This is a genomic window from Acinetobacter sp. YH12140 (assembly GCF_013418475.1).
In the GTDB taxonomy this organism is placed as follows: Bacteria; Pseudomonadota; Gammaproteobacteria; order Pseudomonadales; family Moraxellaceae; genus Acinetobacter; species Acinetobacter amyesii.
This window is the reverse complement of the sequence record NZ_VPBZ01000013.1, coordinates 17,617-33,744: the sequence shown is the minus strand read 5'-3', so window position 1 is coordinate 33,744 and position 16,128 is coordinate 17,617. Positions and strand designations below refer to the sequence as shown.

Annotated in this window: 12 protein-coding genes and 1 pseudogene; 6 read left to right on the top strand and 7 right to left on the bottom strand. The window is 42.5% G+C overall.

From position 1 onward, the window contains the following. Positions 1-85: 85 nt before the first annotated feature. From FTU75_RS16830 to FTU75_RS16820, 3 genes are all read right to left on the bottom strand, one after another. Positions 86-2,491, bottom strand: coding sequence for a glucose/quinate/shikimate family membrane-bound PQQ-dependent dehydrogenase (locus tag FTU75_RS16830; protein ID WP_180060212.1), 2,406 nt, complete (start codon positions 2,489-2,491; stop codon positions 86-88). A gap of 170 nt (positions 2,492-2,661) precedes the next feature. Beyond that, positions 2,662-3,864 (bottom strand): carbohydrate porin, encoded by a 1,203-nt coding sequence (locus tag FTU75_RS16825; RefSeq protein WP_257223831.1) that lies wholly within the window; start codon positions 3,862-3,864, stop codon positions 2,662-2,664. A 216-nt stretch (positions 3,865-4,080) separates the two neighbouring features. Then, on the bottom strand, positions 4,081-5,202 hold the full coding sequence (locus FTU75_RS16820; protein ID WP_180116508.1) for a CaiB/BaiF CoA-transferase family protein: 1,122 nt from the start codon (positions 5,200-5,202) through the stop codon (positions 4,081-4,083). A gap of 210 nt (positions 5,203-5,412) precedes the next feature. On the opposite strand from FTU75_RS16820, the gene FTU75_RS16815 reads away from it, so the two are divergent. Further along, positions 5,413-6,423, top strand: a complete 1,011-nt coding sequence (locus FTU75_RS16815; RefSeq protein WP_078190094.1) for an AraC family transcriptional regulator — start codon at positions 5,413-5,415, stop codon at positions 6,421-6,423. A 50-nt stretch (positions 6,424-6,473) separates the two neighbouring features. Here the strand turns inward: FTU75_RS16815 and FTU75_RS16810 are convergent, their stop codons facing one another. Next, a complete protein-coding gene (locus tag FTU75_RS16810) occupies positions 6,474-6,854 on the bottom strand; it encodes a hypothetical protein (RefSeq protein WP_257223824.1) in 381 nt (126 codons plus the stop codon). 95 nt (positions 6,855-6,949) lie between these two features. Between FTU75_RS16810 and FTU75_RS16805 the strand changes: the two genes are divergently transcribed. The 3 genes from FTU75_RS16805 to FTU75_RS16795 all read left to right on the top strand — a co-directional run bounded on the left by FTU75_RS16805 (position 6,950) and on the right by FTU75_RS16795 (position 10,822). After that, complete coding sequence (locus FTU75_RS16805) at positions 6,950-8,155, top strand: acetyl-CoA C-acetyltransferase (RefSeq protein ID WP_180116507.1); 1,206 nt, start codon at positions 6,950-6,952, stop codon at positions 8,153-8,155. 11 nt (positions 8,156-8,166) lie between these two features. After that, on the top strand, positions 8,167-10,299 hold the full coding sequence (locus FTU75_RS16800; protein ID WP_180116506.1) for a 3-hydroxyacyl-CoA dehydrogenase NAD-binding domain-containing protein: 2,133 nt from the start codon (positions 8,167-8,169) through the stop codon (positions 10,297-10,299). A 184-nt stretch (positions 10,300-10,483) separates the two neighbouring features. Continuing rightward, entirely contained in the window at positions 10,484-10,822 is a 339-nt protein-coding gene (locus FTU75_RS16795) for a hypothetical protein (protein ID WP_180025000.1), read from the top strand. 78 nt (positions 10,823-10,900) lie between these two features. On the opposite strand, the gene FTU75_RS16790 is transcribed toward FTU75_RS16795, so the two are convergent. Both FTU75_RS16790 and FTU75_RS16785 read right to left on the bottom strand, forming a co-directional pair. Further along, positions 10,901-11,326 carry a GNAT family N-acetyltransferase gene (locus FTU75_RS16790; RefSeq protein WP_257223822.1) on the bottom strand — a complete coding sequence of 142 codons (426 nt, stop codon included), beginning with the start codon at positions 11,324-11,326 and terminating at the stop codon, positions 10,901-10,903. A gap of 11 nt (positions 11,327-11,337) precedes the next feature. After that, a pseudogene (locus FTU75_RS16785) lies at positions 11,338-12,561 on the bottom strand (SAM-dependent methyltransferase). A gap of 107 nt (positions 12,562-12,668) precedes the next feature. Between FTU75_RS16785 and FTU75_RS16780 the strand changes: the two are divergent. After that, complete coding sequence (locus FTU75_RS16780) at positions 12,669-13,310, top strand: hemolysin III family protein (RefSeq protein WP_180116504.1); 642 nt, start codon at positions 12,669-12,671, stop codon at positions 13,308-13,310. A gap of 145 nt (positions 13,311-13,455) precedes the next feature. Further along, positions 13,456-14,769, top strand: coding sequence for an MFS transporter (locus tag FTU75_RS16775; RefSeq protein ID WP_180116503.1), 1,314 nt, complete (start codon positions 13,456-13,458; stop codon positions 14,767-14,769). Positions 14,770-15,070: 301 nt separating this feature from the next. On the opposite strand, the gene FTU75_RS16770 is transcribed toward FTU75_RS16775, so the two are convergent. Beyond that, positions 15,071-16,081, bottom strand: a complete 1,011-nt coding sequence (locus FTU75_RS16770) for a metallophosphoesterase (RefSeq protein ID WP_180074192.1) — start codon at positions 16,079-16,081, stop codon at positions 15,071-15,073. Positions 16,082-16,128: the final 47 nt, after the last annotated feature.

The following is a 16,128-nucleotide window of genomic DNA, read 5'->3' as shown; positions in this document are numbered from 1 at the left end:
ATTACTTAGCATAAATTTACATAAAGAATTTCAGCCAATAAAAAGCCCGATTTATCGGGCTTTTTATTGAGTGATGTAAAATCACTTATTTTTTATCGGGTAACGCATACGCAACGAGGTAATCACCAAGTTTTGTACCAAATGAACCATGACCACCTGCCATGATCACAACATATTGTTTACCATTTGCTTCATAAGTCATTGGAGTCGCTTGACCACCTGCTGGTAGACGACCTTCCCACAAAGTATCACCATTCGTTACATTGATTGCACGGATATAGTTATCTTGTGTTGCGCCGACAAACATGACATTACCAGCAGTCGAGATTGATCCACCAAGACCCGGTACACCAATTTTCACAGCAGGTAATTGGAACAATTTCGGTAAACTGTCACGAATTGTACCAATACGTTTTTTCCAGACCACTTCATGTGTATTTAAATCTACACCTGCAGTAAAGCCCCAAGAAGGTTGTTTACAAGGTAAGCCAAGTGGTGACAAGAAGGCTTTGATTTCCACACCATAAGGTACGCCATACATCGGTTGTACGCCTTGTTCAGTACCCGCACCTTTCGCAGTTTGCTCACGGTTCGGATCTGTAGGAATCAACTTAGTCACAAATGGCAAGCCAATTGGGTTCATCACAGCGACTTGACGGTCTTGGTTCACCGACATACCGCCCCATTCGAATACCCCAAGGTTACCTGGGAATACCAATGTGCCATTTTCAGAAGGTGGTGTATAAATACCGTCGTAGTTAAGTGATTTGAAATACACACGACACATCAACTGGTCAAACATAGTGGCACCCCACATTTGTTTATCAGTCAATTTATCTTTTGGTGCTAAATCAAAATCAGAGAACGGTTGAGTTGCAGAATAATGCTCACCTTTAGTTTGTGGACCACGTTTTACAGTTTGTGGAACTGCTTTTTCGGTGATTGGCACAATCGCTTTACCGGTACGACGGTCAAGGACGAATGCATTACCTGTTTTGGTTAAGACATAGATCGCAGGAACAGTATTACCTGATTTATCTTTGATATCTGCCAATGAAGGTTGTGATGGTACATCCATATCCCACAAATCATGATGTGTGGTTTGGAAATTCCAAATTAATTTACCTGTTGATGCATTTAATGCCAACATTGAGTTTGCATAGCGTTCATCTAATGGCGTACGGTGACCACCAAAAATGTCTGGTGTGCCTACACCTGTTGGAACATAGACGATATCTAATTTTTCGTCATATGCTAAAGGTGCCCATGCATTCGGTGAGGCTACAGAGTATTTTTGACCTTCGCCTGGCATGGCATTCGGGTCTTGTGCACCCGTATCAAAGATCCATAATAATTCACCAGTATTAACATCATAACCACGGATGACACCAGATGGCTCTTTAGTCGAGAAGTTATCAGTTGTTGAACCGCCAATCACAATGGTTGTGCCAGTAACCACTGGAGGTGAAGTTGGGATATAACCGCCCGGATACGGATAAGGCATATCTTTTTGTAGATCGACTTCGCCGTTATGACCAAAATCACTACATGCTTTACCTGTGTCAGCATTGACTGCAACCAATCGACCATCATTTACAGGCAAGATCACTTTGCGCGGACATTCAGTTGAAGTCGAGCGTTTGTTCTCTAAGCTTTTTGCAAACTGAGTGGTATTTGCTGCGTCAAAATAAGACACACCACGACATGTTAAATGTTGATAGGTATTGTCCGCTTTAAGTTTAGGATCGAATGCCCATTTTTGTTTACCTGTCGCAGGATCAAGTGCAATTAAACGTTGGTGAGTTGTACACATAAACATGTCATTGCCGACTTTAATCGGAGTGACTTGGTTTGTGGTTTCACCTGAGTCATTTTCTGTTGGTAACTCACCTGTACGGAAAGTCCATGCTACTTCTAAATCTTTAACGTTGTCGCTATTGATTTGGGTGAGTGGAGAATAACGTACACCACCTTGTGTACGACCATAGGCAGGCCAATCTTCAGGAGCAATACCCTCAATCGCTTTGGCTGTTTGAGGTTGTGCATTTTTAATTTCACCGTGAATTTCTTGCGGATCATTAAAAATTGAATAGATCATCACGATAATCGCAATCACCAGTGTGCCTGATAATGTAATTTTCGCAGTTTTGCCATTTTCCATACCGCGTGTCACGGCAGGAATCAGTAACCAAAGGCCCAATAAGCCTAAAATATCAAAACGCGGTGCAAGTGCCCAAAAGTCAGAACCTGCCTCCCAAAGTCCCCAAATCACTGTACCCAGCATCAACGCTGCATAAATGTATAAAGAACTGTTTTGAATTTTTCTTAAGTATATTGCTGAAGCCAGCATTAACAGGCCGGCGATAATGTAGTACCAAGAACCGCCAAGGACTGCCAGCCAGATACCACCAATCAATAGAACCAAGGCGAAAATTGCCATCACAACGACGGTAAATGTTCGCATCCCAGTTCCGGTAGATGGGTTGCTCATGTTGACCACCTCTATTGTCGAATGTTGTATTTGGTGCGTGAAACACATTCAACACACCACCGTTTTTATGTCGCAAAGAGAAGTTGTTACAAAAACAATTCAAGGGGAAATATCGTAATTTTTCTCAGAATTACCGAATTGCTTTTATAAGAACTCTAATCGGACATCAATTAAAATGCTGTTTGAAATTTGATACCGCCGACCCACGCATTCTCACCATTTTTGTAAGCACCGACGTGACGGATATATTGAATATTTGGACGAATAGTCAGCCAGTTTGCCGCATGAATGCCGTAGTAAATTTCGGCATCGTATTCTTCACTACGACCATCATTGAGGTCATCATTGATGCTAATACGGGCAAGACCTACTGCGATTTCATCTTTGGGACGCGCATCGAATGCACCTTTGTAGACCAAGCCAATGTTTTGCATATCACTCACATTATTGGTGTCTGAGTCATGCACTGTGACATTTACAAAACCACTCAAACCACGTGAGGCATCGTCTTTGTGTGCTGTCAGTTGTTGTTTCGCCACAATCCAACCACCTTGATGGTGATCTTTTTCATTTATTGGGCTATCAATGACATCGGCATCAGCGGTACTGTAGTAGTAACCTGCACGGTATTCCCCCGGAAGCTTTTGTGTCCCTACTTTTGGCGTCCACACTACTTCAGCAGGAATAATCGCACCTTTTGAACCATCGGTACTCAAGTTCCAACCTTTACCACGGTTTAGATTTTCAGGGTTGTATTCATAAACCCCGACTTGTGCATAGAGTTCAGGCTGAATGTTATATTTCACGCGAGCAGCCCATTGGCTGACTGGCCAGTTGTACCATTGGTCACCGACCCAGTTACCCACTTGTGAACCACAAAGTGCTAAGTTTTGAAAGTTACAGTCAAAGCTGTTGAAATCTTCACCTTCACCAAAACGACCGACTTTAATATCTAATTTTTGGTCTAAGAATTTTTTCTTGATCCAAAAATCAGTCAAACGCCAAGTTTGACCACGACCCCACACTTCTTGTGTTGCACTTAAATGACCATTTAATGCATCTGAAGTTTGAGACAATGAACGACCATTACGTTCAGTGATATTGATTTGCGCTTCGGTATCTTTCCAACCCGCAATTTTTTCTAAATCGAGATGTGCCCCGATCGCGAATTGGTCCGCATATTCAGTGCCATGACCAGAAGCATGCTTTGCATCTAACAAAGTGGCTAATTCGCCACCATAACTAAAACTAAAATCGTAACCTTTCTGTTGAAGCGCTGTTCGTTGACCGTTCCAATCACCGAACATCCATGGGCTTTCAGAACTGAAAGCATCTGCAGTAGTTGCCGCTTGGGTTGCTGAACCCGCAAGCATTATTCCGAGGCTAAGATATAAAGATCCAAGTTTACTCACAGCTATTTTCATTTGGAGACCTATATACCAATTGTGTTAATAGTTCATATAATACTCTCACATTTGTATAATTTATTTATTTTTTTGTTAACAACTCTCAATATTTACATAGATGTTTATCTAATTAAGAGATTTTAAAGGTTTTATTGTTTAACTTATCACCTTTTTTTATACCACTCATAACCAATTATCCGCACCTAAAGTTTTACCCACATGGGTATAAATCAATGCTGATCTAGAAAATTTAATCGGGCATGCCAGTTGAGTTTGTGTCATTGTGTCGCCTTCTTGTAGCGGAACTTCAACACACCAATGCCGCTCTTGGGCCAATTGTGAATTTAGGGCTTCATCCAAACTTAAAACTGGTTCCACACACACATCTTGAGAGGCAAAGATCATTTTCCACTCTACCCATGTTTTGGTCAGTATCTTGCTGGCAATAGCATGCTTAATTTCAGTCTGATCCTGTGGATCAAATGACATGCCTTGCGTCGCTAAAGCGGGTAAATCTAGAATTTGCGCCAATCCATGTAAAAACTGCGGCTCCAAACCACCTATAGACAGATAGCGACCATCTTGGGTTCGATAATAGTCATAGAAACTTCCGCCATTCAGATGCGCCGTCTCTGCCGCGGTTACCGCATTGGCAGCCAATACGCCAGCTGCAGCCATATTGTTCAATGCGACGGCGCAATCGGCCATGGAAATATCAATATATTGTCCTAAACCGCTACGGTAACGCTCAATTACCGCAGCTAAGATGCCAGTAAGCGCATGCATTGATCCGCCTGCGACATCGGCAATTTGAATTCCCATCGGTGGCGGGCCACTATCTTGGCGTCCGCTATGACCTGAAATGCCTGATAAAGCCAAGTAATTGATGTCATGCCCTGCGCGGTCTTTGTAATGTCCGGTTTGACCATAACCCGTAATCGAGCAGTAAATCAGTCGCGGATTAATTTCGGCCAAATCTGCATAATCCAAACCCAAGCGTTGCATAACACCTGGACGAAATTGTTCTACCACAATATCAAAATCTGAAATTTTCGCTTTGATCAGTTCTATGCTTTTCGGATCTTTTAAATCCAATGCGATGGATTGTTTATTGCGATTTAAATAACTATGCGCGGTGGCTTGCCCATTGGCATAAGGTGGCATCAAACGAACCAGATCGGGACGTGTCGGTGACTCAATATGCACAACTTCCGCACCCATATCAGCCAAATACAAGGTCGCAAATGGCCCAGGGAGTAATGTCGAAAAGTCGAGTACTTTCAATCCTTTTAAAGCTGCTTCCATGGATATTTTTCTCTAATTGTGTAGATTTTTTATCCATGGTAGAAATATAAAATGATTAAAACAATGTCATGTTCAGCCATTTACCTTGATAGTTTCGGCAATTTACCATGTAAAAATGGCAAAACCGCTGTTGTAAATTGCCATGATTTCTTTTTTTAGCGTCATTTAGGTCAAACATTTGTGAACATTAAAGAGACTGAAGGATTAAACATGAGTCGTGATACGATCAGTATCCATTTCGTCAACGCAGCCTTAACTGGTGTAAAACGTCTCGGCATGGATGTCGAAACTTTATTGTCTCATGTTGGCATTGAGGCTGAACTTCTACGCCAACCCAAAGCCCGTATTTCACCTGAACAATACACACGTTTTATTAAAATGTTGTGGATGGTGACTCAAGACGAACATGTCGGTTTTGATATTCAACCGCGCCGCTTGGGTACTTTTGCCATTATGTGCCAATTGATTATTCATGCAAAAACCCTCGGTGATGCACTCGAATTGTCTTCGCAGTTCTACAAACTGTTTGGTGATGAATGGTCGGTGACACTAGAACGTGATAAGCACGAAGCACGTTTAGTTCCTCAAATTCCAAAATCTATGGACCCAGACCATTTCATTACAGAAAGTATGCTGATGATTTGGCATGGTCTCGCTTCTTGGTTGATTGAACGTCGTCTGCCTTTAGAGCGTGTTCACTTCGGTTATGAACGTCCTGAACATGCTGACGAATATGATGCCTTGTTTTTTGCACCTGTCATGCAGTTTGATACACCACGAACTGAAATTACATTTGCAGCGGATTATTTAGATTTACCCATTCGTCAAAACGAAGAAACGCTTGAAGAATTCTTAAAAGCGGCTCCTGCACAGTTATTGGTTAAATTTAAAAATACCAATTCATTAACATCTCGTATCCGTGATGTGCTGAAGAGTCAAATTGGCGAAGAAATGCCAACCTTGAACGATGTTGCTTCAATGCTGTATCTATCGCCGCAAACACTACGTCGTCGTTTAGCCGCTGAAGGTAAGAGCTACCAAGGTGTAAAAGATGCTTTACGTCGTGATGCTGCAATTCACTTATTGCTTAATCCAGACTTAACGCTTGAAGATGTTGCACAGCAAGTCGGTTTTAGTGAAACCAGTACTTTCCACCGTGCATTTAAAAAGTGGACCGGTGTAACACCAGGCCTATATCGCCAATTACATGGTTATCACTAAGCAATATTCAAAAATAGCATTCTCTAAAACCTGATCTCGATCAGGTTTTTTTATTTCGGAAAATCTGCACGTTGTTTTTGACAAAGCAATGGATCGACGGGCGTGATCACGCGTTTGCCATCCTGTATCCGATACATTTCTGCCTTGGTCACATGATCATTTCGATCATACTCACAGGCTAAACCGCCCGTCCCCTCATCTGAGGGATGAATGCCATAGATCATATAAACATAAAAACCGATCATGCATACAAAACCTAAGCAGCCTACTAGTACTAGCCAAGCCAGACCTTTCAACACTCGCTTCACATTTTTATGCATAAGCAGATCTTCAATTTGAACTAAATCGATAGCAACTGATCTTAGCCGATCCTCGCTTTCAATATGCAGGTTGATTTTTATCTTATTCAGCAGCAAGCGTTGACCAAACATATCAAACGACTCACCCGTTCTCATCATTGCACTGGGTTGATTAATCCGTACACTCAAAAAACCAATAAAAATTTATAGATCATAAGGACAGGATTATGAGCGAGGCTTACATCATTGATGCCATTCGCACACCGCGCGGCAAAGGAAAAAAAGACGGTTCACTACATGCCGTTAAACCGATTAGCCTACTGATCGGTTTATTGAACGAATTACAAAACCGACATCAATTTGACACCGCTGCAGTAGACGACATTGTATTGGGCTGCGTGACCCCCATTGGTGACCAAGGTGCGGACATTGCCAAAACCGCAGCGATTGCGGCCGGATGGGATAATGATGTGGCAGGCGTTCAAATCAACCGTTTTTGTGCATCAGGTTTAGAAGCTGTGAATATGGCCGCGCAAAAGGTCCGCTCTGGTTGGGAAGACCTTGTGGTGGCTGGCGGTGTAGAGTCGATGTCTCGTGTGCCGATGGGCTCAGATGGCGGTCCTTGGGCGCTTGACCCTGAAACCAATATGGCCTGTGATTTTATTCCACAAGGCATTGGGGCAGATTTAATTGCCACCATTGACGGTTACAGCCGAGCAGATGTGGATGCCTTTGCAGCCAACTCTCAGCAAAAAGCCGCAGCAGCTCAAGCCAATGGTTATTTTGACCAATCTGTCGTTCCGGTTAAAGACAAAGCAGGCGTGACCGTTTTAGCCAAAGATGAATTTATTAAACCAACGACCACAGCAGAAGGCTTAGGCAAGCTCAACCCAAGTTTTGCCATGATGGGGCAAATGGGCTTTGATGCCATCGCCTTACAAAAATATCCTGAAGTGGGTGCGGTCAACCATGTACACCATGCAGGCAACTCATCGGGCATCGTAGATGGTGCTGCCGTGGTGTTGCTTGCCTCTGAAAAAGCAGTCAAAGAACAAGGTTTAAAACCACGCGCCAAAGTGTTGGCAACAGCATTGGTAGGTGCTGATCCGACCATTATGCTGACTGGCCCTGCACCTGCTGCACGTAAAGCCTTAGCCAAAGCTGGCTTAACCATTGATGATATTGACCTATTTGAAGTGAACGAAGCTTTTGCAGCAGTCGTGATGCGTTTTATTACCGAACTCAAAGTTGATCCTACCAAAGTTAATGTGAATGGCGGTGCAATTGCATTAGGACATCCGCTGGGTGCAACAGGCGCCATGATTTTAGGCACCCTGATGGATGAACTGGAACGCCAAGGTAAAAAACGCGGTTTAGCAACACTTTGCGTGGGTGGCGGTATGGGCATCGCAACGATTATTGAGTTGGTATAAGGAGAATAAAAATGAGCGCAATTCAATTTGAAAAAAATGCCGACAATATCGTCATTTTAACTTTAGATTCTCCAAACCAATCTGCCAACACCATGAATGCAGACTTTCGCACGGCACTGGCTGAAACGGTAGACAAACTGCAAGCAGATGAAAATATTGCAGGGATTATTTTCCGTTCCGCAAAAAAAACCTTCTTTGCCGGCGGTGATTTAGACGAACTGATTCAAGCTACACCTGAGCATGCAACTGAATTCTTCAATATGATTGAAGAGATGAAAGCCAAACTGCGTTATATCGAAACCCGCGGCATTCCAGTTGTCGCAGCTTTAAATGGCACAGCGCTTGGCGGCGGCTGGGAGTTAGCTCTCGGCTGTCATTATCGAATCGCCCTTAATGATGCTAAAGCGAAATTTGGCTTACCTGAAGTAACCTTAGGTTTACTGCCGGGTGGTGGCGGTATTGTTCGTATGGTACGTTTATTGGGTCTGCAAAATGCATTTCCGCTCTTGATGGAAGGCAAACAAATTGGTGTCGAAAAAGCCAAATCATTGGGGCTGATTCAAGATACTGCAGATAGCCTTGAAGAATTGATGGACAAAGCCATTGCGTGGGTGAAAGCCAATCCAAAATCACAGCAACCCTTTGATGTAAAAGGCTATAAAATTCCGGGCGGGACGCCATCGACTCCTGCTGTGGCGCAAATGCTCGCCATTGCCCCCGCTATGCTACGTGACAAAACCAAGGGCTGTTACCCTGCGCCTGAAGCCATTATGTCGGCTGCTGTTGAAGGCGCTCAGGTCGATGTTGATACGGCGCTCACGATTGAATCACGTTACTTTACTTACCTTGCAACCGGTCAAATTTCTAAAAATATGATCGGCACCTTCTGGCATGGTCTCAACGCTATTAAGTCTGGTGCAAGTCGTCCAAAAGACGTCGCGAAATGGCGAGCCACCAAAGTTGGTATTTTAGGCGCAGGCATGATGGGTGCAGGCATCGCTTATGCCACAGCATCAAAAGGCATTGCAGTTGTACTTAAAGATATCTCTGTAGAAGCTGCTGAAAAAGGCAAAGCCTATAGCCAAAAACTGCTGGATAAAAAAGTAACTCAAGGCCGTTTAAGTGCAGAAAAACGTGATCAAGTCTTAGGCCTGATACATGCCACTGCAAATGCGGCAGATTTACAAGGCTGCGACTTGATCATTGAAGCTGTATTTGAAAATGTCGAATTGAAAGCCAAAGTGACGCAAGAAACAGAAACCTATTTGGCAGAGGGCGGTATTTTTGCATCCAACACCTCAACCTTGCCGATTTCAGGCTTGGCCAATGCATCTCAAGATCAAGCAAAATTTATCGGTCTGCATTTCTTTAGCCCTGTCGACAAAATGCAATTGGTCGAAATTATTAAAGGTAAAAACACATCAGCAGACACTTTGGCTAAAGCCTTTGACTTTGTGCAGCAAATTGGCAAAACGCCACTTGTGGTGAATGACAGCCGCGGCTTCTTTACCAGCCGTGTCTTTGGCACCTTTGTGCAAGAAGGTTTACGTCTATTGGCTGAAGGCGTACACCCTGCCCGCATTGAAATGGCAGCTCTGAAAGCTGGCATGCCTGTAGGCCCATTGGCGATTCAAGATGAAGTGTCTTTAACACTCTCTGAGCATGTTGCGGCCGAGACACGTAAAGCCTTGCAAGCCGAAGGCAAAGACCTACCACGTTCAGGTGCGGATGAGGTGATTCAGACAATGATTCATGAGTTCGGACGTAAAGGTAAAGCTGCCGGCGCAGGTTTTTATGAATATCCTGAAGGCGGTAAAAAGCACCTCTGGGATGGCTTGAGCAAATGGCAGAAAGATAATGCTATTTCTGAACAGGAAATGATTGACCGCTTCCTGTTTGTACAGTCACTCGATACCTTACGCTGCCTAGAAGAAGGTGTTTTGGAATCGACTGTCGATGGCAATGTCGGTTCAATCTTCGGGATTGGTTTTGCCCCTTGGACAGGTGGTGCACTTCAATTTTTAAACCAATATGGTTTGGAAAAAGCGTTACTTCGTGCCAATACACTAGAAGCAAAATATGGCGAACGCTTCAAAGCACCGCAATTGCTGAAAGACAAAGTGGCGAAAGCTGAGCAGATTTAATTATTGATTTTGAGCATGCAAATTTTGCTGTTCAATCACATCAAAAGGAGCTTCGGCTCCTTTTTATTTTCCTTCTCAGTCGCGTGTTTGCAAACAAGCCTAGAATTTACGCGAACTCTCATCAGTTTTATGTTATAAAGTAACAAGTTCTTTGATTTCTTTATATCCGATTGAGTAGCTTGTTATGACTGATCATACTTCTCCTGAAAAATCACCATGGGGCTGGAAAGCACTGATTATTTTCTGTATTTTAGGTACGCTATTCATGGGTATTTTCTGGCTTGCTGTGACCAATGAACCAGACTATATGCCGAGCCAACAGAAAAAAGACAATACTCAACAGCATGCATTTAAAAATGCCCCTGTGATGTCAGAAGAAGCGTTGAAAAAGGCGCAAGCTGATCAAGCAGCTCGTGAAGCTTCTGCGCCGACTGCAGCAGATATGCAGATGACTGAAGAACAACATGCACATATGGATGACATGAGCCCTGAACCTACTGCATCGAATGATCATGGTCACTAAGCTTTGACCTCATCTATATAAAAAAAACGCTTAAAATATTAAGCGTTTTTTTATTTATAGATGTCCAATTTTACGTATTTAAGCCAAAGCCATGTACATATCTTGATGCGGAATACCACAATCTAAATATTCATCACCTTCAACAACAAAACCTAAAGCTGCATAAAACGGTATAGCATGCACTTGTGATGATAGTTTTAAATATTCACGTTGCTCTAATTTCGCTTGTTCAATGATGGCTTGCATCAAGATTTTACCAATCCCCTGACCGCGATAGGCCTTTAAAACAGCAACACGACCTATACTGTTATTTTTCAACAAACGTGCAGTTGCAATAGCTTTCATCCCATCATGAACAATAAAATGCAGTGAAATCGCATCTTCTGCATCCCATTCATCTTCGGGCGATATCTGCTGTTCTAAAATAAACACCTGTTCACGTATCGGCCGAGCTGCAGATTCCAGTTGCTCCCACGGACCAAATTGAATATTTAACTGCTGCATCCCTTCATCCTTTAGCATTTACAGCCAATATCTTGCTGGTCCCATTGATCATTCAACAATAATTCTAACGAATGCTTTTGAATGCCATACATGTCTTTTAAAGCTTGGATCTGCGCCAATACCGCTTAATCAGGTTCGACATAGTCTGCACGTTTGGTTGCCAAGATCATTTTATTTTTACTGGTATGTTCAAGTGCCACAAATTCAAAGACTTTGGTTTCATAACCATATGCTTTCAATAAAAGTGCACGAATCGTGTCAGTAAGCATCTCTGCTTGCTGGCCTGCATGAATACCAAATTGCAACATCGGCGCAAGTACTTGCGGCGCTTTCAATTGCGGACGCAGTTCTTTATGACAACACGGCGCACACATGATCATTTGCGCATTTAATCGAATGCCGGTATGAATCGCAAAGTCCGTTGCCACATCACAGGCGTGCAGCGCAATCATGACATCTAAGCGCTCAGGCGCATACGTACGAACATCGCCTTGGAAAAAATCCAGTTGGCTGAAATTCGACTGCTGAGCAATGCTTTGGCAAAATTCCACCATTTTCGGATTCAGCTCAACCCCTGTCACTTTAGGCACTTGCTGGTGTTTTGCTAAATAATCATATAATGCAAAAGTTAGATATCCCTTGCCTGAACCAAAATCTACAACATGTAGAGATTGATCAGTCTCTTTAATCTGACTTAAAGCGCCTGAAAAAATTTCTACAAATTTATTAATTTGTTTCCATTTACGCGCCATGCTCGGAATAATTTGTGCTTTGGCATCCGTAATACCGAGTGGCTGTAAGAAATAACTGTCTTGATCGACATAGCGATGTTTTGCTCGATCATGTCCTTGCTGCTCCATAGGATTTTTCCCTAAAGCAGGCTGCTTTTTGCTGATGCTTAGCATGGCTTTCTTTTTATTTTTCTTAAGCTGAATTTCTTCATCCAAGGTCATCAGGTTGGCTTGCTTACAACAGCTTAATAAACTTTCGACTTGTTGATACGCAGATGCGATTGGATAGTTTTTGGTGATGTCTTGGGTTTTGTAACGATATAAACAGCTAAGAAACGACTCACCTTGCAGCGAAATGACTCGTAAGGTCATTTTTTCTAATTGGTCTAATTCACCTTTATACTGACTCAAGATCATGCGATCAAAACGCTGTGTTTCAATGGCTTGCTGAAAGGCTGCTAAAAATTGCTGCTCTTGCGTAGAGGAAGAAGCCAATGATGACATAATATAAACCTAGATAAATTTGCAAAACAATTTTAAATCTTCTTACACCAAAAGCAAAATTGAATTATTATACACTTGTATATTTAAATTATTATAAAAGATACGTTATGAATGCTCCCCACCTTTTAGCTTATGACCCAGCTGAAGAAAGACTGAATTTCTATACCCATGCTTTCGGTGCAGCGCTGTCTGCCATCGCAGGTATCCTATTGATTTTAAAAGGATCATATCTTCCAGCTGGACAATGGCTTGCACTTTGGGTGTATGCATTCAGTATGCTGTTATTGTTTTCAGCCTCGAGTCTATATCACTTCGCAGAGTCTCCTGAGCGCCGTGGTTGGTACAAAAAACTCGACCATACCGCAATCTATTATTTAATTGCAGGTACTTATACCCCGTTTCTGGCAATCGCATTGCCTACCGCAAAAGCGCATTATTTACTCATTGCACTGTGGGTCATTGCTGCAATTGGAACACTATTCAAATTAATTTTCATTCATCGTTTTCAAAAGATTTCGTTGATTGCCTATTTGGTGATGGGATGGCTTGCAGTACTGGTAATGGATGATATGCAACGCTTTTTATCTGATCAAGCTTTAACCTACCTGATCATTGGCGGGCTATCTTATACAATCGGTGCATTGTTTTATGCCTTAAAAAAGGTAAGATATACACACGCTATCTGGCATATTTTTGTATTGATAGGTGCAGGATCACATTTCCTGTCGATTTATCTCTACGTGATATAACCCACTGACACTGCATTCTTTAGTGACCCTAATTCCGCAGTCCGTAAGTTGGTATTTCGTATTTTTTTAAGAAATTACGCCTTTTTTAAAAAGATTACGCTTTTAAAACTAAGTTCAATTATTTTTAGTAAGTGTAAGGTCCACCATGGCGTCTTCAAGTGCTGCTGCCACTGAACAGCAACCAACAAATTCAAAATTCCGCGTACTTACAGCAAGTCTTGTAGGTACCACAATCGAATTCTTCGATTTCTACATCTATGCAACTGCGGCTGTAATTATCTTCCCGCATCTGTTCTTCCCTGCAAGTACAGATCCAACAACCGCAACAATTCAATCTTTAGCAACGTTTGCGATTGCCTTTATTGCTCGCCCGATTGGTGCAACATTCTTTGGCCATTTAGGTGACCGTATCGGTCGTAAAGCCACATTAGTTGCCGCTCTCCTCACCATGGGGATTTCTACAGTATGTATCGGCTTGCTTCCAACCTATGCTCAAATTGGTATCGCTGCTCCGCTCATGCTTGCACTTTGTCGCTTAGGTCAAGGTCTGGGTTTAGGTGGTGAATGGTCAGGTGCCGTGCTACTTGCAACTGAAAATGCGCCAGAAGGCAAACGTGCTTGGTATGGTATGTTCCCTCAATTGGGCGCGCCAATCGGCTTTATTCTTGCAACAGGCTCATTCTTGACCTTAGGTCACTTCATGTCTGAAGCTGAGTTTATGCAATGGGGTTGGCGTATTCCATTCATTGCAAGTGCGCTATTGGTTATTGTCGGTCTGTGGATTCGTTTAAAATTACATGAAACACCAGCGTTCCAAAAAGTTTTGGATAAGCAAAAAGAAGTAAATATTCCGTTCAAAGAAGTGATCACTAAGCACTGGGGGATGTTAATTCTCGGTACGATTGCCGCGATTTGTACATTCGTTGTGTTCTACTTAACGACTGTGTTTGCTTTACAATGGGGTACAACCCAGCTTGGTTACACACGTGAAGAATTTTTAAAACTTCAACTGGTTGCCACACTTTGTTTTGCTGCCTTCATTCCACTTTCTGCAGTATTTGCTGAAAAATTTGGTCGTAAAGCGACTTCGATTGGGGTGTGTGTTGTATCTGCATTGTTTGGCTTAGTCTTCTCAAGCATGCTTGAGTCTGGCAGTACTGCGATGGTGTTCTTATTCCTATGTATCGGTCTTGCGATCATGGGTTTAACCTATGGTCCAATTGGTACGGTATTGTCTGAAATCTTCCCAACGTCTGTACGTTACACAGGTTCAGCTTTAACCTTTAACATGGCAGGTATTTTTGGTGCATCTTTCGCGCCATTGATCGCAACTAAACTTGCAACTGGCTATGGTTTATATGCAGTAGGTTACTACCTAACTGCGGCATCAATCCTTTCATTGATCGCGTTCTTAATGATTCGCGAAACTAAAAATGATGATGTGAATAATCAGGTTTAATCTGCACATAATAAAAAAGCCAGCACCTATTTGCTGGCTTTTTTATGTCTCAAATTGAGTCAATGACCTGATTAGCTACTCTCTTGTTGACATCATTTTAAATTATTAAATTCATGCATGCAGCTTAGATCCCACTGAGTGGCAATACACATCATCTGTTCCAAGACACGGTCATTCACTCAACTTCAAACTACAAATGTTTCATGGCACGATTCAATTTTATTAACAAAACAAGGTTTGTAGCTCTTCATCAAGAGGAACAGTCACCAAACGGTTAGTGATAATGAACGGTAGATTTTGATTAAACCAACTCGATAATATCAATGGTCGGTGGCACAAGAAAACGGAAAGGTACACCAACCATGCCCGTACCGACAGTGACAAAGACATCTGCATTGTCATGCTGATATAGCCCTTTTTTATGGCCTAAAATCGACACTTTTTTCATTACATAATCGGTCAACCAAGGCAGTTGTACCTGCCCGCCATGGGTATGACCCGACAACATCAATGGTCGTCCTGGCAGTTTAGGTACCATATCGACGGTATCTGGATTGTGCGACAAAATGATCCAAGGCTTATCCTGTGGCAATTCTGGCAAATAGCGCATATCGGCTTTACCAGCCCATAAGTCCCCAACGCCTAATAAGCGAAACTCATTAAACTCAACCACCTGCCCTTCGATATCCACCACATGATTACTTTCTAATGCATGCTTTAACAACTCTTGAATAGGCGGACCGGGATATTGCTCATCATGATTACCATTCACCGAATAAATCGGAGCAATAATTTTTTTTAGTACGGCCAGCTCTTCAGCTAACTTATTTTCTGGCTCGTAAGTCCAATCCCCTGCAACCACGACCAAATCAGGATTTTGTGCATTGATTTTATCGACGATCATTTTTAACTGACGTTCATGGCCCGAAAATAAACCAATGTGTAAATCACCAATTAAAGCAATGCGTACAGGCTTTAATAACTGTCGTGTTTCATGCAATTGATATTGACATTTTTTCACCTGAATCATGTGCGGCTCGATAAATCGGGCATAGCACAAAAGCCCCGTAACAGCACCGACAAAAATCGCTTCATGTAGTGAATAATAGCCACTCCAGCCTGCATAAAAGCTAAAGAAGAATAAAGGGATAAGTAAATACGAAAGATAGAATGCCAACAAATGTACGAAGGCTTTAAACGGATGAATCGTTTCCGTACGCGACTGACTTAACCAAGCTTGGGATATTGCCCAAACGCCCAGCACAGCCAACCCGATATAAAAATACATCACTACGGAATCTAATTCCCACATACATTTGCTCTACAATTTGCCTAACGAGAAAACTCGGTCACTATATT